Origin of the sequence: Nitrobacter sp. JJSN (assembly GCF_051912485.1) — a bacterium.
GTDB lineage: Bacteria > Pseudomonadota > Alphaproteobacteria > Rhizobiales > Xanthobacteraceae > Nitrobacter.
Genome location: NZ_CP196822.1, coordinates 2,089,656 through 2,110,139 on the forward strand (window position 1 = coordinate 2,089,656; position 20,484 = coordinate 2,110,139).

Annotated in this window: 21 protein-coding genes and 1 riboswitch; of the genes, 10 read left to right on the forward strand and 11 right to left on the reverse strand. The window is 61.1% G+C overall.

Features of this window, described 5'->3' with window-relative positions:
- Window positions 1-155 precede the first annotated feature (155 nt).
- Window positions 156-410, forward strand: a complete 255-nt coding sequence (locus ACSZOQ_RS10455; RefSeq protein ID WP_439922478.1) for a hypothetical protein — start codon at window positions 156-158, stop codon at window positions 408-410.
- Window positions 411-461: 51 nt separating this feature from the next.
- Here ACSZOQ_RS10455 and ACSZOQ_RS10460 read toward each other — a convergent pair whose 3' ends face one another.
- A complete protein-coding gene (locus tag ACSZOQ_RS10460; RefSeq protein ID WP_439922479.1) occupies window positions 462-1,616 on the reverse strand; it encodes an outer membrane beta-barrel protein in 1,155 nt (384 codons plus the stop codon).
- A gap of 250 nt (window positions 1,617-1,866) precedes the next feature.
- Window positions 1,867-2,649 (reverse strand): EF-hand domain-containing protein, encoded by a 783-nt coding sequence (locus ACSZOQ_RS10465; protein ID WP_439922480.1) that lies wholly within the window; start codon window positions 2,647-2,649, stop codon window positions 1,867-1,869.
- 273 nt (window positions 2,650-2,922) lie between these two features.
- On the opposite strand from ACSZOQ_RS10465, the gene rpe reads away from it, so the two are divergent.
- Together rpe and ACSZOQ_RS10475 are read left to right on the forward strand one after the other, a co-directional pair.
- A complete protein-coding gene (rpe, locus tag ACSZOQ_RS10470) occupies window positions 2,923-3,624 on the forward strand; it encodes a ribulose-phosphate 3-epimerase (RefSeq protein WP_439922481.1) in 702 nt (233 codons plus the stop codon).
- A 112-nt stretch (window positions 3,625-3,736) separates the two neighbouring features.
- A riboswitch (cobalamin riboswitch) is annotated at window positions 3,737-3,933 on the forward strand.
- Window positions 3,934-4,042: 109 nt separating this feature from the next.
- Entirely contained in the window at window positions 4,043-6,124 is a 2,082-nt protein-coding gene (locus ACSZOQ_RS10475) for a TonB-dependent receptor plug domain-containing protein (protein WP_439922482.1), read from the forward strand.
- Window positions 6,125-6,233: 109 nt separating this feature from the next.
- Here ACSZOQ_RS10475 and ACSZOQ_RS10480 read toward each other — a convergent pair whose 3' ends face one another.
- Together ACSZOQ_RS10480 and ACSZOQ_RS10485 are read right to left on the reverse strand one after the other, a co-directional pair.
- Window positions 6,234-6,896 (reverse strand): peptidoglycan-binding domain-containing protein, encoded by a 663-nt coding sequence (locus tag ACSZOQ_RS10480; RefSeq protein ID WP_439922483.1) that lies wholly within the window; start codon window positions 6,894-6,896, stop codon window positions 6,234-6,236.
- Window positions 6,889-8,721: an ATP-binding protein gene (locus ACSZOQ_RS10485; protein WP_439926008.1), complete on the reverse strand. Its 1,833-nt coding sequence runs from the start codon at window positions 8,719-8,721 to the stop codon at window positions 6,889-6,891. Before ACSZOQ_RS10485 ends, ACSZOQ_RS10480 begins: the two co-directional genes overlap by 8 nt.
- 431 nt (window positions 8,722-9,152) lie before the next feature.
- On the opposite strand from ACSZOQ_RS10485, the gene ACSZOQ_RS10490 reads away from it, so the two are divergent.
- Both ACSZOQ_RS10490 and ACSZOQ_RS10495 read left to right on the forward strand, forming a co-directional pair.
- Window positions 9,153-9,560: a DUF5330 domain-containing protein gene (locus ACSZOQ_RS10490; protein ID WP_439922484.1), complete on the forward strand. Its 408-nt coding sequence runs from the start codon at window positions 9,153-9,155 to the stop codon at window positions 9,558-9,560.
- A gap of 104 nt (window positions 9,561-9,664) precedes the next feature.
- Window positions 9,665-10,093, forward strand: coding sequence for a SufE family protein (locus ACSZOQ_RS10495; RefSeq protein ID WP_439922485.1), 429 nt, complete (start codon window positions 9,665-9,667; stop codon window positions 10,091-10,093).
- A 161-nt stretch (window positions 10,094-10,254) separates the two neighbouring features.
- Here ACSZOQ_RS10495 and ACSZOQ_RS10500 read toward each other — a convergent pair whose 3' ends face one another.
- The 7 genes from ACSZOQ_RS10500 to ACSZOQ_RS10530 form a co-directional block, all read right to left on the reverse strand.
- Complete coding sequence (locus tag ACSZOQ_RS10500) at window positions 10,255-10,857, reverse strand: DUF6456 domain-containing protein (RefSeq protein ID WP_439922486.1); 603 nt, start codon at window positions 10,855-10,857, stop codon at window positions 10,255-10,257.
- On the reverse strand, window positions 10,844-11,227 hold the full coding sequence (locus ACSZOQ_RS10505; RefSeq protein WP_439922487.1) for a helix-turn-helix domain-containing protein: 384 nt from the start codon (window positions 11,225-11,227) through the stop codon (window positions 10,844-10,846). Before ACSZOQ_RS10505 ends, ACSZOQ_RS10500 begins: the two co-directional genes overlap by 14 nt.
- A 156-nt stretch (window positions 11,228-11,383) precedes the next feature.
- Window positions 11,384-11,797, reverse strand: coding sequence for a MucR family transcriptional regulator (locus tag ACSZOQ_RS10510; protein WP_439922488.1), 414 nt, complete (start codon window positions 11,795-11,797; stop codon window positions 11,384-11,386).
- Between the two features lie 231 nt (window positions 11,798-12,028).
- Complete coding sequence (locus ACSZOQ_RS10515; RefSeq protein ID WP_439922489.1) at window positions 12,029-12,898, reverse strand: hypothetical protein; 870 nt, start codon at window positions 12,896-12,898, stop codon at window positions 12,029-12,031.
- Window positions 12,899-13,221: 323 nt separating this feature from the next.
- Window positions 13,222-14,619, reverse strand: a complete 1,398-nt coding sequence (locus ACSZOQ_RS10520; protein WP_439922490.1) for a M20/M25/M40 family metallo-hydrolase — start codon at window positions 14,617-14,619, stop codon at window positions 13,222-13,224.
- A gap of 35 nt (window positions 14,620-14,654) precedes the next feature.
- Window positions 14,655-15,950, reverse strand: coding sequence for a glycosyltransferase family 87 protein (locus ACSZOQ_RS10525; RefSeq protein WP_439922491.1), 1,296 nt, complete (start codon window positions 15,948-15,950; stop codon window positions 14,655-14,657).
- A 102-nt stretch (window positions 15,951-16,052) separates the two neighbouring features.
- Window positions 16,053-17,621 (reverse strand): helicase HerA-like C-terminal domain-containing protein, encoded by a 1,569-nt coding sequence (locus tag ACSZOQ_RS10530; protein ID WP_439922492.1) that lies wholly within the window; start codon window positions 17,619-17,621, stop codon window positions 16,053-16,055.
- Between the two features lie 323 nt (window positions 17,622-17,944).
- Here ACSZOQ_RS10530 and ACSZOQ_RS10535 point away from each other — a divergent pair, with 323 nt between their 5' ends.
- The 5 genes from ACSZOQ_RS10535 (at window position 17,945) to folK (ending at window position 20,401) form a co-directional block, all read left to right on the forward strand.
- The gene (locus ACSZOQ_RS10535) at window positions 17,945-18,163 is read left to right on the forward strand and encodes a hypothetical protein (RefSeq protein WP_439922493.1); all 219 of its coding nucleotides are present in this window, start codon (window positions 17,945-17,947) and stop codon (window positions 18,161-18,163) included.
- Window positions 18,164-18,169: 6 nt separating this feature from the next.
- A complete protein-coding gene (locus ACSZOQ_RS10540; protein ID WP_439922494.1) occupies window positions 18,170-18,577 on the forward strand; it encodes a DUF4332 domain-containing protein in 408 nt (135 codons plus the stop codon).
- A gap of 84 nt (window positions 18,578-18,661) precedes the next feature.
- A complete protein-coding gene (gene folP / locus ACSZOQ_RS10545; RefSeq protein ID WP_439926009.1) occupies window positions 18,662-19,519 on the forward strand; it encodes a dihydropteroate synthase in 858 nt (285 codons plus the stop codon).
- Between the two features lie 16 nt (window positions 19,520-19,535).
- Window positions 19,536-19,901, forward strand: a complete 366-nt coding sequence (gene folB / locus ACSZOQ_RS10550) for a dihydroneopterin aldolase (protein ID WP_439922495.1) — start codon at window positions 19,536-19,538, stop codon at window positions 19,899-19,901.
- An 8-nt stretch (window positions 19,902-19,909) separates the two neighbouring features.
- Window positions 19,910-20,401, forward strand: a complete 492-nt coding sequence (folK, locus tag ACSZOQ_RS10555) for a 2-amino-4-hydroxy-6-hydroxymethyldihydropteridine diphosphokinase (RefSeq protein ID WP_439922496.1) — start codon at window positions 19,910-19,912, stop codon at window positions 20,399-20,401.
- Window positions 20,402-20,484 lie beyond the last annotated feature (83 nt).

The window sequence follows — 20,484 nt, forward strand, 5'->3', positions numbered from 1 at the left end:
TATACAAGGTACCTATTTCAGTATAAATACGGATATATACTTGATATTCCCATGTTATTTAAGGTTAGTTTGCAGTATAACTTGAGACAATGATTTGACCCGGCTGATGGTTTCCCGGTGCGCGCTGTCGCGCACGTCAACAGTGGAGAAACGTCATGAAGAAGATTCTCGTTCTCGCCGTGGTTGCCAGCGCGTTCATCGGCGCGCCGGCTTTTGCCAAGGGCCATGGCATCGGCATCGGAGCGAACGTGCTGACCGGCCGCGGCGGCGTAATCGGGCTGCTCGATGGGCATGGTGCGCTGGTCGTCAACACCGCGGTCACCACCGGCAAAAACGGTGTGCTCGGCGCGGTGCTCGGCCGCAGCAATGTGCTGGGCGGGCTGCTCGGCGGCGGCTGCGGCTGCCACTGAAACGTCGGTGGAAGGCGGGCGGGGGCAACCTCGTCCGCACCCGTAGTTGGTTCACACGCCGAAGCCCTTTTCCAACTGCGGCGGTCTCGCGGAAAAACGCTTTGCGACCGACGACATGACCACAAGCCCACTCACATCGTCGCCGGAGATCAGTGAGCCCTTTGCATAGGCTATATCGAGGCCGAGCGTCAGGTCGTCGCCAATGTCGCGGCTCGCACCGACACCGCAGGTCAGCGTCCGCGCACGGAACGGCGAGTCCAGATAATCGGATGCCGCATAGCCGACCGAAGCCGCCAGCGTCACTTTTGGCTCGGCGCTCCAGGAGACCTTCGCGGAATATGCAGTGTCGATGGTGATCGGCGAGATTGGAAACGTGGTTTCGCCCGCGCGGCGCCACGCGGTCAGATCGATTCGAAAAGGCGCTGCGCTCCAGGTTAAACTTGCATCGAACAGCGTTCGATCGACGTTCGTGAAATCTGGATCGTGCCACGTCCCGTATAATCGCGATACGGAGACAAATGCGGTCACGGCGTCGCCGCCATATTTTGCAAACAGAAAGGGCTGCACCCTCTCGTTGTCGCGGCGATAGCCGAACACGTCGAATTCCTGCAGATAGTGCCGCACCGACAGGTTCACGGACACGCCGAGCTCGGACTTGCCGTGGACGAGACTGACGCCAGGGATCAGCGTGCCCCGCAAGTACTGCTGCGGATCGGGAAGAAAGTCCTGAAAAATCGCGTTGGTCTGGTTCAGGCTCGACCGGCCTCCCTCCGCGGTTCCGAACAGCTTGATCGAGCCGTATCGGGCTTCGGCCCTGACCGACTGGATCAGGTCGGTCGAGCGCAGATTGTAGGTGCTGGTGTCGGCAATGGTCGATGTGGAGTCCAGCTTGAGATCGTCGTCACCGATCGAACCGCGCAAGATCACCTTGCCACCGAGAGCGGGCGTCAACAGCGGCTGCGCGTAGTGCGTCGTATTGGCTTCCGCCGCGACACCCAGAGTGTAGCCGTCTGCTTTCATTCCCGCCGCCAACGCGGTGTCGGTGGCGATGAACGCACTGCCGCCGCCCTGCCCGGACGAAAACTGCGGATTGGAATCGAAGCCGCCGCGCAGGCGGAACGACGCGGTGAAGTCGTCTTCGGCGGATGCGTGGGAGCTAAAAAGACCGACGCAACCGGCGAGCAGGAATACTTGTGGTAGATACATACGCGCCCTCGCAATACTTTGCATAGGAAGCGATTACTTGTGTTGTATGGTTATCGGATCATGAAAATCGGCGTCCGCCGAGCAATGATACGGATCCGGCGAACCCAAGATTACCGCCGGCAATCACGACCGCTACGGATATGTCAGATAATGTCATTCCGGGGCGTACCGTCGGTCGGTAATTGCCGACCTGAGGTGCGAGCCTCAGATGTGCAACTACACGATTCAGGAATGACGGCTCGGCCGTCAGCTAGACGCTCACCGAGAGCGATTGAGTAGCTGACGCGGAGATCGCCTGGGCTTCGCGCTGGATCGCCTGCTGCATGAGATTGTAGGACGATGATGCTGCGCCTGACGTCGACGAGGACGGCGGCGAAGTCAGCGTCACCTGGGTTCCGTCCGCAAGCGCGGTCGTGGTGGTTACCGATCCGTCGCTGTTGGTGATCGAGGTCGACGAGTCGAGCGCCGACAGCAGTGAATCGGAACTCGCCTCTCCGCCGGCACCGCTCGATCCGTCCGCGCTGCTGGAGCCATCTGAACTCCCGACATGATGGTGGTGGCCATGACCGTGTCCATGATTGCCTGCGCCTTTCAGGGCCGACGTCATCTCGTCGAGGCTTACCGAACCGTCGCCACTCGTATCCAGCTTGCCGAACACGTCGTCGGCCTGCGCCAGATTGGTGCCGCCGGCGCCAAGCGCGCTCTCGAATTCGGATTTGCTGATCTGGCCGTCGCCGTTGCCATCGATCTGCGAGAACAAATCCTGCAGCGCACTGGAGGGGCTGGTAGTCGGCGCGCCCGACGACTGTCCCTGCGCCGCCAGCAGCGCGCTCATGGTGGCCGGCGAAATGCAGGTTCCGGACCCTGAGCCCGACGAGGTCCCGGCCACCGTTGGGCTTGCGGCCCCGCTGGTCGGTTCGAATGACGCCGTTGCGGACTGGCTGACCCCGGTCTTGACCTGCGAAGCGGTCGATGACGTCAGCGATTGAAATGCATCGATCGCCGACGACACGGCACCCAGGGCAAACAGCATGGCCATACTCCGATACGTGCCGCGCGCGGCGTAAATCCGGTTCGGAAATCATTCGAGCAAACGCCGTGCCACCATGGGACTACCGATAGAATATGGAGTTTCAGCGCAACGCCCCGGAGAAAGCGGGGCAGAACGTGCCGCCCGCGGCAGAACTTGCCGTGCCTGCGTCCCGAAGCCCATCCCCAGATCAGGCGAATGCCGCGCATTGCCCCCGGCCGCAGCCCATGTTAGGCGAGGCTCTCTCAAGCCCCGCAGGAATTTCCGGAAACGTTCATGTCTCAGACTTTTGTGCCGCGTCCTCTCGTCATCGCACCGTCGATCCTGGCCTCGGACTTCTCGAAGCTGGGCGAGGAGGTTCGCGCCGTCGATCAGGCGGGCGCCGACTGGATCCACCTCGACGTGATGGACGGCCATTTCGTGCCGAACATCTCCTATGGCCCCGATGTCATCAAGGCGATGCGGCCGCACACGAAGAAGATCTTCGATGCCCATCTGATGATCTCGCCCTGCGACCCATATCTCGAGGCCTTCGCCAAGGCCGGTTGCGACCACATCACGGTTCATGTCGAAGCGGGAGCGCATCTGCATCGCTCGCTGCAGGCCATTCGCAATCTCGGCAAGAAAGCCGGCGTTACGCTCAATCCCGCGACACCGCTCTCCACTATCGAATACGTGCTCGATATGGTCGATCTCGTGCTGGTGATGTCGGTCAATCCCGGATTCGGCGGCCAGAAGTTCATCTCCTCGGCGGTGGGCAAGGTCCGGGATCTGCGTGCGATGATCGCCGGGCGGCCGATCGACATTGAGGTGGACGGCGGCGTTGCACCCGACGTCGCGGGCGCGCTCGGCGCCGCCGGCGCCAATGCTTTCGTGGCGGGCTCGGCGGTGTTCAAGGGCGGCACGATGGAGTCCTACAAAGCGAACATGGACGCGATCCGCAGCGCTGCCGCCGCGGCGCGAGGCGAGATGGTCTGAAGAATGCGAGATCAGAATTCGCTTCGTTGAAAAGGAACGCGGCGAGTGTTGCACCGCAAGTACGAAAAGGCGGGACCCAATCGCGCCGTCAATTGACACGGCTTTGACACACTTCTAAATGATCGGCGACGGTTCTCCCTCGGGAGATCAAAAGGGAACGTGGTGCGGAATCATCCCAACGCCACGGCTGCCCCCGCAACTGTAAGCGGCGAATCTGCGTCACAGGCCACTGGGAAATCTCGGCCCCGGGAAGGCGACGCAAGGTAACGACCCGCGAGCCAGGAGACCTGCCGTCAGCCGTGGTCACACGCGAAGATGTCAGTCGGGGACTACAGACATCCGCTTCACCGGTGCCCTTGGGCTCCTGTGAAACCTCGTTCGCTGTGACGTGCCACCGACGTCATGCCGAGGTTTCCTCATGTCTGCCGCCTTCGTGTCCGGGCTTTATCGCAGAAGCCTTCTTGCCTCCACCGTCCTCGCGTCCATGGGATCGATCGGCCTGAATACGCCGTCCCTCGCCCAGCAATCCGCGTCTCCCGACCTGCTACCGCCAATCCAGATCGCGCCCCCGCCTGAAAGAACGACAGAATCGCCGCCGCCGTCTCACCGCGCGGTTTCGCGATCGCGCCGTGCGACCCACTCCGCTGCTCGACAAACCCCCGTCACCCAGGTTCCGGGCACGGCAGCTTTGGCGGTGGTCAGCCCGACGGGAGTCGTGACGCCCGCTGGCCAGTTGGCAAGCTCCGTTACCGTCATCACCGAGAAGGATATTCAGACCCAGCAATACCGCACCGTTCCGGATATCCTGAACACGGTCCCCGGTTTGAATGTCATCCAAGCCGGTGGACCAGGCGCTCAGACGTCGGTTTTCATGCGCGGCACGAACGCCAACCACACCAAAGTACTCGTCGACGGGATCGACATCGGCGATCCCGGCAACGCGAATGGCGCATTCGACTACGCGCATCTTCTTGCGGCGGACATCCAGCAGATGGAAATTCTGCGGGGACCGCAGAGCGGACTTTACGGATCCGACGCGATTGGCGGCGTCATCTCCATCATCACGAAGAAGGGAGAAGGTCCGCCACGCGCCACGGCCTCTATCGAGGCTGGCTCGTTCAGCACCTTCAACCAGACGCTCGGATTGAGCGGCTCCGAAAAGAACTTCAATTACGCGGCCAATGTCGCTCATCTCCATGCCGGAGACATTCCCGTTACCCCGCAGGAACTCCTCCCGCCGGGGCGAAAAGCGATCGGGAATAATTATGACAATATGACCTATTCGACCAAGCTCGGCGTCGATCTCAATGACAATCTGTCCGTCAATTCGGTGGTTCGCTATACAGACGCGACGCTGCTGTTTACCGGGGATAGCGGTTTTCCAAGCTTCCCCAATGCCGCGCAGAGCACGCACGGCGTCCAGCAGCTATTCAACCGCGAAGAGGCTGTATGGTCGCTGTTCGACGGACGCATCAAGAACTACTTCGGCGTTAATTACACCAACACCAGAGCCTACGACATAGGCCCGGGGGATCCGGTTGCGACGACCACCACGGGCGAACGCCTCAAGTTCGATTGGCACGCTGTGGCCGAGATCGTGCGCGATAACAAACTTATCGTCGGCGCCGAGCAACAGACCGATCGCATAGACACCGTCGATCTGGCGGCTCAGAACGGCAACAAGGCCGGATTCATCGAGCTGCAATCAGCTTTCGCGGAACGCTTTTTCCTGGTTGCGAATATCCGCGACGATTCCAACGACCGGTTCGGCGAGCATGCGACCTACCGGATTGCGCCAGCGGTTATTCTTCCCGTGACGGAGACAAAACTGAAGGCGAGTTACGGCACCGGATTCAAGGCGCCGTCGTTAAGCCAGTTGTACCAAGACTACCCGGCTTTCGGCTTCTTCGCCAACCCCAACCTGAAACCCGAAGAGAGCACCGGCTACGACGCCGGTTTCGAGCAGCCTCTGTTCAACGATCGCGTGCGGTTCGGCTCGACCTACTTCCATAACGACCTCACCAATCTGATCGACTACAACGATACGTTTACGTCATTGGTGAACGTCGACCGTGCGACAACGGAAGGCACCGAAACGTTTGTCTCGGCAAAGATCACGGAGCGTTTCGGCCTCCGTGCGGATTACACCTTCACCCGTGCCGTCGATGCCGGCACCGGCCTGCAACTGCTTCGCCGGCCCAAGGAAAAATGGAGCGCTACCGCCACATGGCTCCCCGTCGATCAATTGACATTGTCGGCGACCGTGCTCCACGTCAGCAACTGGATTGACGTCACGCGCGATGGCTCAGCCTCCGGAATTGTCGCGCCCGGCTATACGCTGGTGAATTTGCGGGGCGACTACGCCATCAACGACCAGGTCAAGGTGTTCGCACGGGTCGATAACCTCTTTGACGTCCGCTACCAGAATCCGACTGGATTCCTTGCGCCGGGCCTCGGGGTTTTCGGCGGCATCCGGATGGCAAGTTACGGGGTGCAGTAACGCTCGACAAACAGCATGGTGTCGAAAGCTCTCCATTGTCATTCCGGACGCCGCGTAGCGGCGATCACAGATGCGCAATTGCGCATCGGGGAATGACGAAATTGCTTAGCTAATTGATCGGCCGTCCGGTCATCGCGGCGAGTTCACGCACAAGGCGATCCGACATTTGCCCGGTTGCGGGCATTCGTCGGGCCAGCTCGAATTTCCGGATCGCGGCCTGGGTGTCGGTCCCGACTGTTCCTGTCGGCTTCAACTGGCCATAGCCGTATTCGGTCAACGTCCGCTGGACTGCGGCGACACGGCGCGTCGCGTTGATAAGGTCGGCGACGGGATCGTTATGCGCGGACGCTGGGATTGGTGCCGGCGGACGCAGGCTTTGCGCGTGCGGCGGCACGGTTGGCCTGGCGACACTGGCGACAGAATCGTCGGGCTTTATCTCCACCGCCTTCGTCTCACTCGCGCGTGGTTCTGCCCGCTTGACTTCGGCCGTATCCGCCTCGACCGGACGGGGTCGCGGCAGCAGATTGGCCTGCGGCACGTTCAGCGGCATCGATCCAAACATCGGCGACGGATGATGGCCGGCCTGCATAAACATGGCGTTGGCGACGATCGCGCCGACGGCGGCAAAAGCGAGTAATCCCGCAAGCAGATCTTTCGGGCTGCGCAGCAGGATGCGCATGGCAAAACCGCGCTCCTCATCAACTTCGCTTTTCCCGGCAGTCGCGCTCCGACGGCGTGGCCGCACACCCTCTCCAACAGCTTTTCTAGGCACTCTTCTTCACCCGATGACCTTGATCCTGCTTCCCGGGGCGCGGTGCCGGTGTCAGCGTCGCGATATTGTCCGTTAACGGCTCGACGTCAGAGACGAATGTCAGCGGCAACATGACGGTCACCGTGGTCCCCTCCTCTACCTTGCTCTGCACATCAATCTCGCCCCGGTGCAACGCAACAAGACTCTTGACGATCGACAACCCGAGTCCAGTCCCTTCATGGCGCCGCTGATAGGTTTTTCCAGCCTGGAAGAAGGGATCGCCGACCCGCTTGAGGTCTTCCTGCGTGATGCCGACGCCGTTATCCATTACGCGCAGCACCATGCGCGATCCTTCGACACGCGCCGAGATCGTGACCCGGCCGCCGCGTTCCGTGAACTTGACGGCATTCGAAACCAGATTCAAAACGATCTGCCGGAACGCGCGCGGATCGCCGGTGATCTCTGGCAAATCCTCCGGAACGCGCGTGACGAGTTCGATACCGTTGTCGCGGGCCTTGAGCGCGAGCAGGTTGCTGCTGTTGAGCAACACCTCGCGCGGCGCGAACGGCTCGGGCAAGATCTCGAAGTTTCCGGATTCCATTTTCGACATGTCGAGAATGCTGTTGACCACCGACAACAGATGCTGGCCGGAATCGTTGATGAGCTGGGCATACTCCTTGCGTCGCGCCGCATCGAGCAGCAGAGCATCCTCCTGAACGATCATCTCCGAAAAGCCGATGATGGCATTGAGCGGCGTTCGCAGCTCATGACTCATGGTCGCGAGAAACCGGGTCTTGGCGGCATCGGCGCGTTCCGCCGCGGTACGCGCCAGATCCAGCGCGTGTTCCTGATGCTTCCGGTCGGTGAAGTCCCGCATCACAGCGACAACTTCGGGTTCGGCGGACGCACCGGCGGCAGAGGCCAGCTCAAGCGGCCGGCAACGCATTTCCACCCATATGAAGTCCGCCGAATGGCGCGGCTCTCCCTGCGGATCACGCGCGACATCGCGCCTGAGCCTGAATTCGACGCTTTGCGAGTCGTTGCCAAGCGCGGCCGCCGCGAGCGCGGTGAGATAAGCCGGGCGATCGGCCACGTGGACCCGATCGAACAGGCCATGGTCCTGCAGTTCCGACACCGGCACGCCAAGCAGGGCTTCTGCAGCTGGCGAAATGAACTGCACGGCGCCATTGCGCCTGTGGCGCGAAATCACGTCGCACATGTTCCGAGTCAGCAGGCGATAGCGGTCTTCCTCGACATTCAGCAGCGAGGTGCCGGTACGCGCAAGCGCTTCGGCGCCGAACGCCACTCCTGCGGCGTAAAGCGTTGCGGAAGCAATGCCGGAGGCCATGAAGATGTTGTAGGCCGCTGCGCCGACGTCGGGCGGCGGCAAAACATCAAGGTAGTTCATCGCGATCAACGCGAGCACGCATGATACCGCCAGTATCGCGGCAAACGCGATGACGCGGCGGGACGCTGACAGTGTCGCCTCCAGTGGGATAACGACAAGCCAGACGGCCGCGAACGATCCGATCCCGCCAGTCGCAATCGCGATCATCATGACGAGACCGGCGAGCGCGATCGACGACAGCACATGCGCACCTTCGTAGCGGCCGGTCCGCGACAGGAAATAGGACAGCAGAATCGGAACAACGAGCCAGGCGAAAGCCGCCACCTCCAGCGCCGTCGGCGCGCCGCGGATCGCGAGATAGAGCGGAAACGCCGCAAGCGCGACGAGACTTCCCAGGAGACGCGGCCCCATGAACGCGCGATGACGCGCCCGCATCAACGCATCGTATCGCGCCGACGGATGCAACAGTGCGTCGAGGCAGTCCTGTATGATGGTCAATGCGGTCACGTCGCTTGCGCTTCAGCTTACGTCGTATCAGACGTGCCGGAAACGCCTCCGTTTTCGTTGGCACAACGTGTCAGAGTGAACTTAAGCGAACGCTAAGGCAGTGCGGTCCGTGACGAAACAACGCGCACGGATGTCGTTTTCCCGCCCGACGGCGACTGCATTCGGCGCGAATGGTGAACGCAAGGTTTCCATCACCGGTGCGGATGATCTCGAGAAAATGACGGTGACGCCGGCGCCCGGACAGTCGCGGACACCATATCAATCGAAAATTTACGCCGAATCGAATTCCCCCGCCGCTCGCATGATTTTCTTCGGCTGAAGGGCGGCGGACATACCCGGGATTTAAGGACCGCCTGATATGGAAGGGACAGATTGCGGAATTTAACGCAACGTGGCGAAAAAAAGACGCATAGGGACGCGATATGTTTTTCCTGCTTCGCATGGCCTTCTGGCTCGGGCTCGTGCTCGTGCTGCTGCCAAGGGACAACGCGCCTGCGGCGGACAAAAGTCCTCAGATCGGTGCTTCAGAGGCCGTATCGGCCGCGACGGCAGCCGTGTCGGACATGAGTCAATTCTGCAAGCGTCAACCGGCGGCCTGCGAGGTCGGCGGCCAGGCCGCGGTCGCGATCGGACAGCGGGCGCAGGACGGCGCGAGGAAGCTGTACCGGATCATCACCGACAAGCGCGCTCCCGATCATACGGGATCGATCGGCCCCATCGCGTCCGCCGAAGCCGCAGCTTCCGACAATACGCAGCACGACACGCTGACGCCGGATGATTTGCAGGCGGAATGGCACCTCACGGTTCCAACCACCGTCCCGGCCAACTAGTTTGCGGAACAATTTCCGCGAGGATCGCCGCGTCTGTATCGATTTTACCCGCTCGGGGCCCTATATAGACGTCGGACACCACGCATACGGACATACGGGCCAGGATGACGATCGACGAGATCACGGAGAACTTTGAGCTCCTGGAAGAGTGGGACGACCGGTATCGGTACGTCATAGAACTCGGACGGACCCTTGAACCAATGAGCGAGGCCGAGCATTCCTCAGCCAACAAGGTGCAGGGCTGTACCAGTCAGGTCTGGCTATCGCTCACGGCCACCCGCGACGCCGACAACGAACCCGTGCTGACTTATGTCGGCGACAGCGACGCACATATCGTGCGCGGCCTTATCGCGATCCTGCTGACGCTTTATTCCGGCCGGAAGCCGCAGGCCATTCTCGATACTGACGCGATCGCCCTCTTTAATGAACTCGGCTTTCGTGAGCACCTCACGCCGCAGCGGTCCAATGGGCTGCGCGCCATGGTCGAGCGTATTCGCAGGGATGCGCGGGAGGCGCTGGCCGACGCGGCGTAAGCGACCTCACCTCGTTTCCACTTTGCAGGATCATAGCTCTATTTGATCGAGCATGATCCTATCCGAAAACCGGCTTCCACTTTTCGGAATCATGCTCTGTTTGATTGAGCATGATCTTATCCGAAAACCGGCTTCCACTTTTCGGAATCATGCTCTGACACCTACCCGCTCGTGAAAGTTGCATCGTTCGCGAGCCACGTCCGCACGTGCGCGCTCGCCAGGCCGTAGTGCCGGGCAAGCCTGTCGAGCGCGAGTTGCAGCACGACCTTTGCCGATCGCGGGGGCCAGCCGCGTTCGCGTTCGACGTCTTCGAGCCCGCGCAGAAAGCAGCAGACATCCATCAGCAGACCGGAAAACTCCGGCCCGCACGCCTGCAGCGCCAGCCGCACCCGCTGCCGGGACGCGATGATCAGATCGGTCATCTCACAGGGTCCTACTCCAGACCCCCGTCCTCCGGTCGGTGCCGACCAGTTCGAGGTCACCCGCGGCGTCAGATTTCCGCGCGTAAAATCCGCGCGCAACCTTTCGCCGGCAGCAAACTGGTCCCGGCTGATCATGGCGCGGCCGTCGCGACCCTTGCGGCGCGCCAGCCAGGCGAGAGGACTCTCGCTGTCGTTGGCCAACACGGTCGCCACGCCCGCATCGGTCATGATCTCGCGCTCGGCAAGCGTGAGATGCTGCGCGCGAAACCGATCGACGACTTCGGCCGGCCGGCTCTTCGGCCGACGTGTCGATTTGCCGGCGCCGCGATCAGACGCCGACATCGGGCGTTCCGTCGAGGCGTTCACCGCAAGCCACGCACATGATCTCGAGTACCGCGAGCCGGCGGTCCAGTTTCGCGTCATCGCGGCTGTCTTCAACCACGCGGCAGGCATGGGAGACCGTGGTACGATCGCGGCCGAAGACGCGGCCGATCGCCTCGAAACTCAGTGCAAAACCGACATGCGCCAGATACATCGCGACCTGCCTGGCGTATGCGGCGCACGGGGCGCCGCGGGTGGACGACATCACGGCCGCGGCATCGAGCCCGAATTCGGCGGCCGCCAGCCCGGCGATGCTGTGACAGATTCGCCTTGCCGAGATTGGCGAGCGCCGGGTGGTTGCGGGTGGTGTGGACGGACAGGTCAGAAGCATGAAAGAAGCCCCGTTATAGGAATATAATCATATATCCTAGAGGCTCTTTCTATCCCGGGGATAGCGTTTTATATAAATAATAAGGATTTGGTAGAATCGTCGGGAGTCGGATTTCGGATATTATTCCTAATACTGGATACCCGAAAGCCGTTGGCGTTATTTTCGCCGCCGGCGCTGCTGGCCGAGTCCCATGTTTTTGGCCAGTTGGGATCGCGTTACTGCGTAGTTCGGGGCCACCATGGGGTAGTCCGCCGGAAGCTTCCATTTGTCCCGATATTGCTCGGGGCTCATGTTGTACTGCGTCCGCAGATGGCGCTTGAGCGATTTGAAGCGCTTTCCGTCCTCCAGGCAGATCAAGTAGTCGGCCGTCATCGATTTCTTGACGGACACAGCCGGTTTGGCCGGTTCTGCCGGTATTTCGCCCCGGCCGGAAGACACGCGCGTCAAGGCGGCGTGCACCTGGCTGATAAGCATCGGGATTTCCGATGCCGGCGTCGTGTTATTGCTGAGATAGGCCGATACGATCTCCGCCGTGAGTTCGAGAAAACTCTTGCCTGCTGTATCGCTCATGATCTCAATCTTCCGGATCGTGAAGCAGCATCCATACGCTCGAGCCCGAGTTTGATTCAACGACGTTGAATTCAGCCTCTGGCCTTATCCCTTCTATTGAGCAGGATCTTATCCGAAAACCCGTTTCCAGTTTTTGGGATCATGCTCCAACGATCAGAATCTGCCTTTGACATGGCAAGTATGAGCGGATTGCCGTCGGCATGACAAGAACGACGCGCGCGTGGGCGGAATTTATTTCGGAGAAGACCGGTCGGGACCCTGATCGAGATGGGCGCGCAGTTGATCAATCGACGCAAATCGCATCATGCCCTCCGCCAGTTGCGCCTCGATCGTACCGTCGGAATAGAGCGAATAGGCCATTCCGTCGACAACACCGGACCTCAGCACGGTGACCGCGGGCGCGCTCTGGCCATGGAGGCCGGAAAACCGATCGGCTCGGGCCCCTGCAGACGAAGCCGCAGGCGCACGGTCCTGCTCCGGGCGCGATCGCTCAGACCGCGGCCAGCCATCTTCGAACGATGCCGACCGGGACACTCCGAGGTCAGGAGCATGTGTCCCAGGCGCAGACTGAGATAAGGCCGGACCGGATCGTTCTGCCATCGCACCCTCGCGCTCTCTCCTCATGGAGGACGCGAACAGCAAATTGCGGCGCGGTTTCGACGTATCAGAGAGTGCCGGGGGCTCCGCTGCTGCGATGTCCGGGAAGGCACCAACAGCGGCGCGTTCGCGGGTGGACATTTCCCCTTGCCAGGGTGGCGATGGGGCAGATGGCGTCGGATCGTTTCTTGCGTTCGACGCGGCTTGATCAGCATCCCAAAGCGGCGGGCGGCTGTCCTCAATGCCCCTGCCCGGCAGAATCGGCACGCGAAGATCGCCGCCGCGATCAGCCGCCATAACTCCGGAACGCAGCCGGTCTGCCACGACCCGCAATTCGCGGACAACAAGCGCCAGGCTGATCATGATCAGGCCGGTGCAGGAAACGACCGCGCCGGACAAGATCAGGGTATTGCCGAAGGAAAACTCCTTGACGGGCATTCCGAAGGCGGCCGTCACCAGACCGGCCAAGAACACACCGATCCCCACGACCAAAAGCACAATCATTCGAAAACTCCGCCCCCGAGCGAGTACTACCGGCAAGACAATAACGCTAAAGTCAACAGCGAACAGCCAGAATGGTTCAATTCCTGGAGCGCGACCAGTGCGTCCAATCGTGCTCTAAAATATTGGGAATGCGCATGACCTTTTACACGTTGGCGGATCATGCGCTCGACCGGCCGGCGGCCGCGAAAAGCCGAGGCCACAACTTGCTCGAACTTGCCTGAGGAAAGAATTGGTGTAGGCTCGCGCCATCATCCTCTGCACGCCTAAATCCAAACGCCGCCCAATCCCGGGCGGCGTTTTCATTTGAGCGGTTCACTGTCGTTTCAGCGCGGTAGCGCCGCGAGAATCCGCGCCCACGACCGGATGCCCTTGTGAAAACTCTTCAGGTCGTACTTCTCGTTCGGCGAATGGATGTTGTCGTCCTCCAAGCCGAAGCCGACCAGCACAGTGTCGAGACCGAGTGTGTTCTTGAAATCGGCGACGATCGGAATCGACGCACCGCAGCCGATCAACAGCGCCTCCTTGTTCCATTCGTCGGTCAACGCCTGTTTAGCGGCGGCCAGCGGCTTCATGCTCCAGTCGAGCGCAATCGCAGGCGCGCCGGCGTGATCGAGAAACTCGACCGAGCAGTCCGCCGGCACGCGCTCCTTCACAAAGGTACGGAAGGCGGCGCGTATCTTTCCTGGCTCCTGACCTTCGACGAGGCGGAACGAAACCTTGGCCGACGCCTGCGCCGGGATCACAGTTTTGGAGCCCTCACCGGTATAGCCGCCGACGATCCCGTTGATGTCGCAAGTCGGCCGCGACAGGACCTGCTCGATCAGAAGGCGATCCTTTTCGCCGGCGGGGATCGAGAGTCCGATGGGCTTCAGAAACCTGTCCGGCGTCAGACCGAGCTTCGCCCACTGGGCGCGGATGTCGTCCGGCAATTCCTTCACGCCATCGTAGAAGCCGGAAAGCGTGATGCGGCCGTTGTCATCGTGAAGGCCGCCGAGAATCCGGGTCAGCACCCGGATCGGATTTTGCGCGCCGCCGCCGAACAGGCCGGAATGCAGGTCGCGGTTTGCGGCCTTGATGACCACTTCCTCATAGACCAGTCCGCGCAACGACGTGGTGATCGCCGGTGTGTCGGGATCCCACATGCCGGTATCGCAGACCAAGGCGAAGTCCGCGGGAAGGTCCTTCTTGTTCTGTTCGAGGAACGGCCCGAAATTCTTCGAACCGATCTCCTCCTCACCCTCGATCAGGATCGTCACGTCCAACGGCAACGAACCCACCACCGACATCCAGGCGCGGCACGCTTCCACGAACGTCATCAACTGGCCCTTGTCGTCTTCCGCACCACGCGCAACGATGATCTTGCGGCCGTCCGCATGGTTGGTCACCACCGGTTCGAATGGCGGGCGATGCCACAAATTCAGCGGATCGACCGGCTGCACGTCGTAGTGGCCATAGAACAGGACGTGCGGCCGCGACCCAGTGTTGCCGTTGCTCTTGGCGACGATCGCGGGATGTCCCGCCGTCGGGCGGACCTCGGTGGTAAATTTCAGCGTCGCAATATCGGCAGCGAGATGATCGGCCGCCGCCTTGCAATCGCCGGCGAATGCCGGATCGGCGGAGATCGATTTGATGCGCAGCAGCGCGAACAGCCGCTCCAGGCTGTTGTCGAAATCGGCGTCGATGTGGTCGAGGACCATTTGCAATTGCGATGTGCCGGACATTCTGTTTTCCCTTGAGTTGCGGGTCGGACAATCCATCAGATTTTTGCTGGCGACCCGACCGAATGCGGATCGCTCGCCGGTAATGGATGACGAATGTGCCACGCCAAAGCGGCGATCAGAACGAACGTCGCCGCAAGGTTGTTTCCGATAGCTTGAAAAATTTTCGGAAAAAACGGCAGCGACAGCGCCATCAGCGCAAATGATAACCCGAGCGCCGCGCCGGACATCGCCCGCGCCTTCGGCCGGGGATCGAAGGCGGCACGCTGAAACAGCACCGTCAACGGAAAGAACAGCCACACGAAGTAATACTGACGTGCCAGCGGCGACGCGATCGTCATCAGGCAGAACAGAATTCCGACTTCCTCGGCGATCGTTCTCGGCGTCATTTTCGCCCGCGCCGGAATGATCGCAATGAAGCCGAGCCCGATCGCGGCAAAGACAGCCAGCACGATGACGTTTGCGGTCTTGTAGTCGAGATCGGCGATGTTCATGTACTGCGCCGGTTTGGCGGGGTCGATCTGGTTGTAATTGACCGGACGAACCAGCCGATGCGTGACGGCGATGATCGACTGATTGACCCAGGACCAGTTCTGGGCGTCGCGCTGTCCGAACCCCTGCTCCGAGTTCGATCCGACCATGCCGCGATACCATGTGGTCAGCTCGGAGACATTGCGCTCGAACCCGCGGATCGGAGCCGGCACCAGAAACAGGAAAATGCCCAGGAACGCGACCATGCTGATCGCGCTGGTCCATTGGCGGCGCCACAACAGATAGGGCAGCACGGCGACGGGAAATACCTTGATGGCGGTGGCGAGCGCGAACATGCTTCCCGATATCCAGCCGCGCCCTTGCCACAGCCACCAAAAGCCAAGCAGCATCATGACAAGAAGGACGAGATTGGGCTGGCCGAGATCGAACATATCGAAGACGAAGGCGACCGTCACAATACCTGGCAGGGCCTCAAGCCAGGGATCGGGGCTTCTCCCCGATGCGGTCATGGCATTGGAGAGTTGCGCCGTCATCCACCATGCGGCAGCGTTGAGAAGGCATAGGCCGAGATACAGCGGAATTTTTCCGAAATAGCTCGGTACGGCGAGCAGGATCGCCGACAACGGCGGGTAAAGGAAGGCAAAGCCCTCATTCGACCCTTTTGGATACAGATCGCCGCCGTGCAGGATTTGCTGACCGGCCCAGAACCACAGCGGATAGTCCTTTGTTTTGCCGTGCCCCCAGATCTCGGGGACCAGAACGTCGGCCGTCAGCAGGATGCAGGCCGCAAGAAACAGGACATCCAGCGGACGCCGGAACGATGGCCATCTCAGCACGAGCATTTTTCCGTTGTCGGCAGCGTTTCCGGCGCGCACCTTGCGTTATCAGAAGCGGCTCCGGCTGCAAACCGTTCTACCGTGAGCACGCACTCATTGCCCGGCGCGTTATCGCCGTAGCAATCCTCCGAGCGCGCCGCGCACCAGCGCCCGCCCAACCGAACCGCCGAGCGAGCCGCCGACAGACTTGCCGAGATCGGCGACGATCCCTCCAACCACCTTGTTGGTGACGGAGCGCGTGACGCTGCGCGCAATCACCTGTCCCGTCGACATCTTGCCGCGCGGCGTGTTGGTCCCAAACACGGTCCCGACAATCGATCCGATCTGGCCGAGAATTCCGCCTTCCGCCGGTCCATCTGTGGTCGCCGCGGTCCCGGTGACCCGCTTCTGGAGCACCTCGTAAGCGGACTCGGCATCGATCGTAGTGTCGTATTTTCCCTTCACAGGACTGCTGCCCATGATGGTCTTGCGTTCTTCCGCGGTGATTGGGCCAATCCGCGCAGACGGGGGGCGCACCATCACACGTTCGACCACGGCCGGCGTACCGTTGCCTTCCAGGAACGACACCAGCGCCTCGCCCTTGCCGAGTTCGGTAATGACCTGTGCCGTGTTCAGCTTGGGATTCGGTCGGAACGTCTGCGCCGCGGCCGCGACGGCCTTCTGGTCGCGCGGCGTGAATGCGCGCAGCGCATGCTGGACCCGGTTGCCAAGCTGCGCCAGCACCTTGTCCGGGACATCGATCGGGTTCTGGGTGACGAAATAAACCCCGACGCCCTTGGAGCGAATCAGGCGCACGACCTGCTCGATCTTGTCCATCAGCGCCTTGGGCGCGTCGTTGAACAGAAGATGAGCCTCATCGAAAAAGAACACCAGCTTCGGTTTTGGCGGATCGCCGACCTCGGGCAACTGTTCGAACAGTTCCGACAACATCCACAGCAGGAATGTCGCATAGAGTTTCGGACTCTGCATCAGCTTATCGGCGACCAGAATGTTGACCATGCCGCGGCCGTCACGGTCGGTGCGCATGAAATCCGCCAGCGACAGTGCGGGTTCGCCGAAAAATTTGTCGCCGCCCTGGTTTTCCAGCACCAGAAGCTGACGCTGGATCGTTCCGACGGTCTGTTTCGATACGTTGCCGTACTGTGTCGTCAGGTCAGCGGCATGTTCGGCGATAAAGGAGAGGATGGCCCGAAGATCCTTCATGTCGAGCAGCAGCAGTCCCTGTTCATCCGCCACCCGGAAGGCGACGTTGAGCACGCCCTCCTGAACGTCATTCAGATCCATCATGCGGGACAGCAGCAGTGGCCCCATTTCCGAGACAGTCGCACGCACCGGATGGCCCTGCTCGCCGAAAACATCCCAAAAAATCGTCGAAAATTGATCGGGCTGGAAAGTGAGACCCATATCCTTGGCGCGCTTGAGGATGAAGTCCTTGGCTTCGCCGGGCTCCGAGATACCGGACAGGTCGCCCTTGATGTCGGCGGCGAATACCGGCACTCCCGCGCGAGAAAATCCTTCCGCCATGACCTGAAGCGATACGGTTTTTCCGGTTCCCGTGGCACCGGTGACAAGACCGTGTCGATTGGCGAGACCTAGCGTCAGCCAGGCAGGCTGCTCGCCTTTACCAATAAATATACTGTGATCGGTATCGCTGATCGGGGTCGCGGTTTCCGCCATGATCGCCTCTTCGTGATCTCGTCGCCGAGCAGCATCATTCTACTTCATGTTCCGCACCGATTGAACCGGCGAACAGGCATGAGCAGCGCGAAAATCACTACGCTGAACGATAGCGAATCATGATCGTCGTGCGTTCCATCGTACCAACAGTCGGCGATTCGCGACGTTTGGGCATGAATCGAGCGTCCAGTCTTGCATCTCGGCAACACTCGTCATGCGATCGAACGTCGATCTGCGGTCATCGCTTGTATTTAGCGTCACGGGAGTATCAAGATGAAAACATAAACAACGAGCCGGCGATCAACCGGCGGAGGCGGGGTACCATGAACAAACTGGTTGAGCGGCGTGCCGCGAGAGCCGGCATCGGAGCCGCTGTCGCGCGAGTAGCCGTCGGCACGATCCCGGACTTCCAGCGCAAGGAAGGGCCTGCCGACAAGGTTCAATCACTGAAAGCTGGCGCGGAAAACGCCATCGAACAGGCGCGATCGTTTCCGCGACGTCGGACCTTCGCCGGGTCGCATCAAGCACCTTCGTATTCCTGAATGCCCATGACATATCCAATCTCCAAGCTCGAAGGTCTCAGCGCCGTCGACGCCAAGAAGCTGAGGTCGGTCGGCATCCGGACGACAGATGCCTACTTAGAGGCGGCCAGCACCTCGAAAGGCCGCAAGGCGCTCGCCGCCACGACGGGATTTAGCGAACAGCAACTGCTGGAGTGGGCCAACCTCGCCGACTACATGCGTATCCCGGGGATGGGCAACGGTAAAACCAAGCTGCTGCGCGCGGCCGGCGTCACCACGGTACGTGAATTGACGCATCGTAATCCCGCTCGTCTGGCTCAGGCGATGAAAGACGTGAACACCAAGCGCAATCTCGTGAGCGTTCTGCCGTCGGAGAAGTCGATCGGCCATCTCATCGAGCAAGCTCGCAAGCTTCCGCTCAAGATCACCTACTGAGCCATTCCTTTTTCGTCGCCCGGTGCCTCCAAAGAGGCTTTATCGCGCCTTGACACCATGTCCGGGACCGCGCAAAGCCTCCGCATGACGGCGGCGGATTCCATGTCCAGACATATGACGGATGACACGCGTCATCCGCTGCTTCGCGCGCTGCTGGCACGGCCTTATCCAGCGGTCATGGGAGTCCTGAATGTCACTCCCGACTCGTTCTCCGATGGCGGTCAATTCATCACGCCGGAACGAGCGCTTGAGCAGGCACGCCGTATGGTCGCGGAAGGGGCGGACATCATCGACGTCGGTGCGGAATCCACCCGCCCCTACGGATCGCAGCCGGTCCCGCACGATGAGGAGATGCGGCGGCTCGAGCCGGTGCTAGCCGCGGTCGTCGCGCTGGGCGTCCCCGTTTCCATCGACAGTATGAAGTCGTCGATCGTCTCCTGGGCGCTTGAGACCGGGGTCGCCATCGCCAACGACGTCTGGGGGCTGCAGCGCGATCCGGACATGGCGCGCGTGGTCGCCACGCACAATGCGCCTGTCATCATAATGCACAACCGGGACAAGCCCGACGCCACCATCGACATCATGCGAAACATCGCGGCGTTCTTCGAACGATCGCTGGAGATCGCAGCGAAAGCGGGGATTCCCGCAGGCCATATCGTTCTCGACCCGGGCATCGGCTTCGGCAAAACCCAAGAACAGAGCATGGTTGCGCTGGCCCGGCTCGACGAACTGCGGACGTTTGGCCTGCCGGTTCTGGTGGGCGCGTCCCGCAAGCGCTTTATCAGCACGGTGGTGCCGTCAGAGCCGGAGGACCGGCTTGGCGGCTCGCTCGCCGCTCACCTGATCGCGGCAAGGGGCGGCGCGCAGATCATCCGCACGCATGATGTGGCGGATACAGTGCAAGCGCTGCGCGTGGCGCACGCCATCGATTCCAGAGGATAAGCAGGGATCATCAACCATGACCGGCACGATTTTCATTCGCGGCCTTTTGATCCACGCGCAGCACGGCGTCATGCAGCACGAGACGGAAGTCGGCCAGCGGTTCGTGATGGACATCGAACTTTCGACCGATCTGTCGGAATCTTCCCGGACCGACCGCCTCGCCGATACCGTGTCCTATTCCAGTGTGATTGCGACGGCCAGTGCCGCGTTCAAGGATGCCAACTACAAACTGCTCGAACGTGCCGCGGGAGCCGTCGCCGATGCGGTGCTCGCGGCCTTCCCGCGCGTGAACACGATCAAGGTCACCGTGCACAAACCTCATGCGCCGATTGCGGCGATCTTCGAGGACGTCGGCATCACCCTCACCCGCAGCAGGAAATAGCTGTCGCCATGGCCAGCGTTCTGATCGCGCTCGGCGGCAATGTCGGAGATGTCCGGCAGACGTTTCGCAAAGCCATCGCCAACATCTGCGGCATGGCGCAGGCCGTGCTGGTCGCCCGCTCTTCCGACTACGCCACCCCGCCTTGGGGCGAGGAAAATCAGGACCGCTTCGTCAACGCCTGTATCGAGATCGATACTCGCCTCGACCCGCACGCGCTACTGTTCACGCTGCACAAGATCGAGAAGAAATTCGGCCGCGACCGCAGCAAGGAAACCCGCTGGGGTCCGCGCACGCTGGACCTCGATCTGATCGCCTATGATGATGCCGTCCTCGACAAGCCGGAGTTGACGTTGCCGCATCCGCGCCTGTTCGAACGCGCATTCGTGCTGGTTCCGCTTGCCGAAATCGCGCCGGATCGCATGATCGCAGGTCGAACGCCGACTGCGGCGCTGGCCGCCGTATCGACCGCCGGAATCGAGCGCCTGCCCGACCTCGACTGACCCATCCATAAACGCTTGGCCGCGAAACGACCGTTTGGCTTGTCCGCCGCCTCATGGCATTTTGCAACCAGAGCATGATCCCG

Coding starts and splice junctions, on each gene's coding strand:
- rpe (WP_439922481.1), top strand. CDS start 2,923: ATGTCTCAGACTTTTGTGCCGCGTCCTCTCGTCATCGCACCGTCGATC.
- ACSZOQ_RS10520 (WP_439922490.1), bottom strand. CDS start 14,619: ATGTCCGGCACATCGCAATTGCAAATGGTCCTCGACCACATCGACGCC.
- ACSZOQ_RS10475 (WP_439922482.1), top strand. CDS start 4,043: ATGTCTGCCGCCTTCGTGTCCGGGCTTTATCGCAGAAGCCTTCTTGCC.
- ACSZOQ_RS10525 (WP_439922491.1), bottom strand. CDS start 15,950: ATGCTCGTGCTGAGATGGCCATCGTTCCGGCGTCCGCTGGATGTCCTG.
- ACSZOQ_RS10510 (WP_439922488.1), bottom strand. CDS start 11,797: ATGAGCGATACAGCAGGCAAGAGTTTTCTCGAACTCACGGCGGAGATC.
- ACSZOQ_RS10500 (WP_439922486.1), bottom strand. CDS start 10,857: ATGTCGGCGTCTGATCGCGGCGCCGGCAAATCGACACGTCGGCCGAAG.
- ACSZOQ_RS10455 (WP_439922478.1), top strand. CDS start 156: ATGAAGAAGATTCTCGTTCTCGCCGTGGTTGCCAGCGCGTTCATCGGC.
- ACSZOQ_RS10460 (WP_439922479.1), bottom strand. CDS start 1,616: ATGTATCTACCACAAGTATTCCTGCTCGCCGGTTGCGTCGGTCTTTTT.
- ACSZOQ_RS10505 (WP_439922487.1), bottom strand. CDS start 11,227: ATGCTTCTGACCTGTCCGTCCACACCACCCGCAACCACCCGGCGCTCG.
- folP (WP_439926009.1), top strand. CDS start 18,662: ATGACGGCGGCGGATTCCATGTCCAGACATATGACGGATGACACGCGT.
- ACSZOQ_RS10515 (WP_439922489.1), bottom strand. CDS start 12,898: ATGATTGTGCTTTTGGTCGTGGGGATCGGTGTGTTCTTGGCCGGTCTG.
- ACSZOQ_RS10540 (WP_439922494.1), top strand. CDS start 18,170: ATGACATATCCAATCTCCAAGCTCGAAGGTCTCAGCGCCGTCGACGCC.
- ACSZOQ_RS10530 (WP_439922492.1), bottom strand. CDS start 17,621: ATGGCGGAAACCGCGACCCCGATCAGCGATACCGATCACAGTATATTT.
- folB (WP_439922495.1), top strand. CDS start 19,536: ATGACCGGCACGATTTTCATTCGCGGCCTTTTGATCCACGCGCAGCAC.
- ACSZOQ_RS10495 (WP_439922485.1), top strand. CDS start 9,665: ATGACGATCGACGAGATCACGGAGAACTTTGAGCTCCTGGAAGAGTGG.
- ACSZOQ_RS10465 (WP_439922480.1), bottom strand. CDS start 2,649: ATGCTGTTTGCCCTGGGTGCCGTGTCGTCGGCGATCGATGCATTTCAA.
- folK (WP_439922496.1), top strand. CDS start 19,910: ATGGCCAGCGTTCTGATCGCGCTCGGCGGCAATGTCGGAGATGTCCGG.
- ACSZOQ_RS10490 (WP_439922484.1), top strand. CDS start 9,153: ATGTTTTTCCTGCTTCGCATGGCCTTCTGGCTCGGGCTCGTGCTCGTG.
- ACSZOQ_RS10535 (WP_439922493.1), top strand. CDS start 17,945: ATGAACAAACTGGTTGAGCGGCGTGCCGCGAGAGCCGGCATCGGAGCC.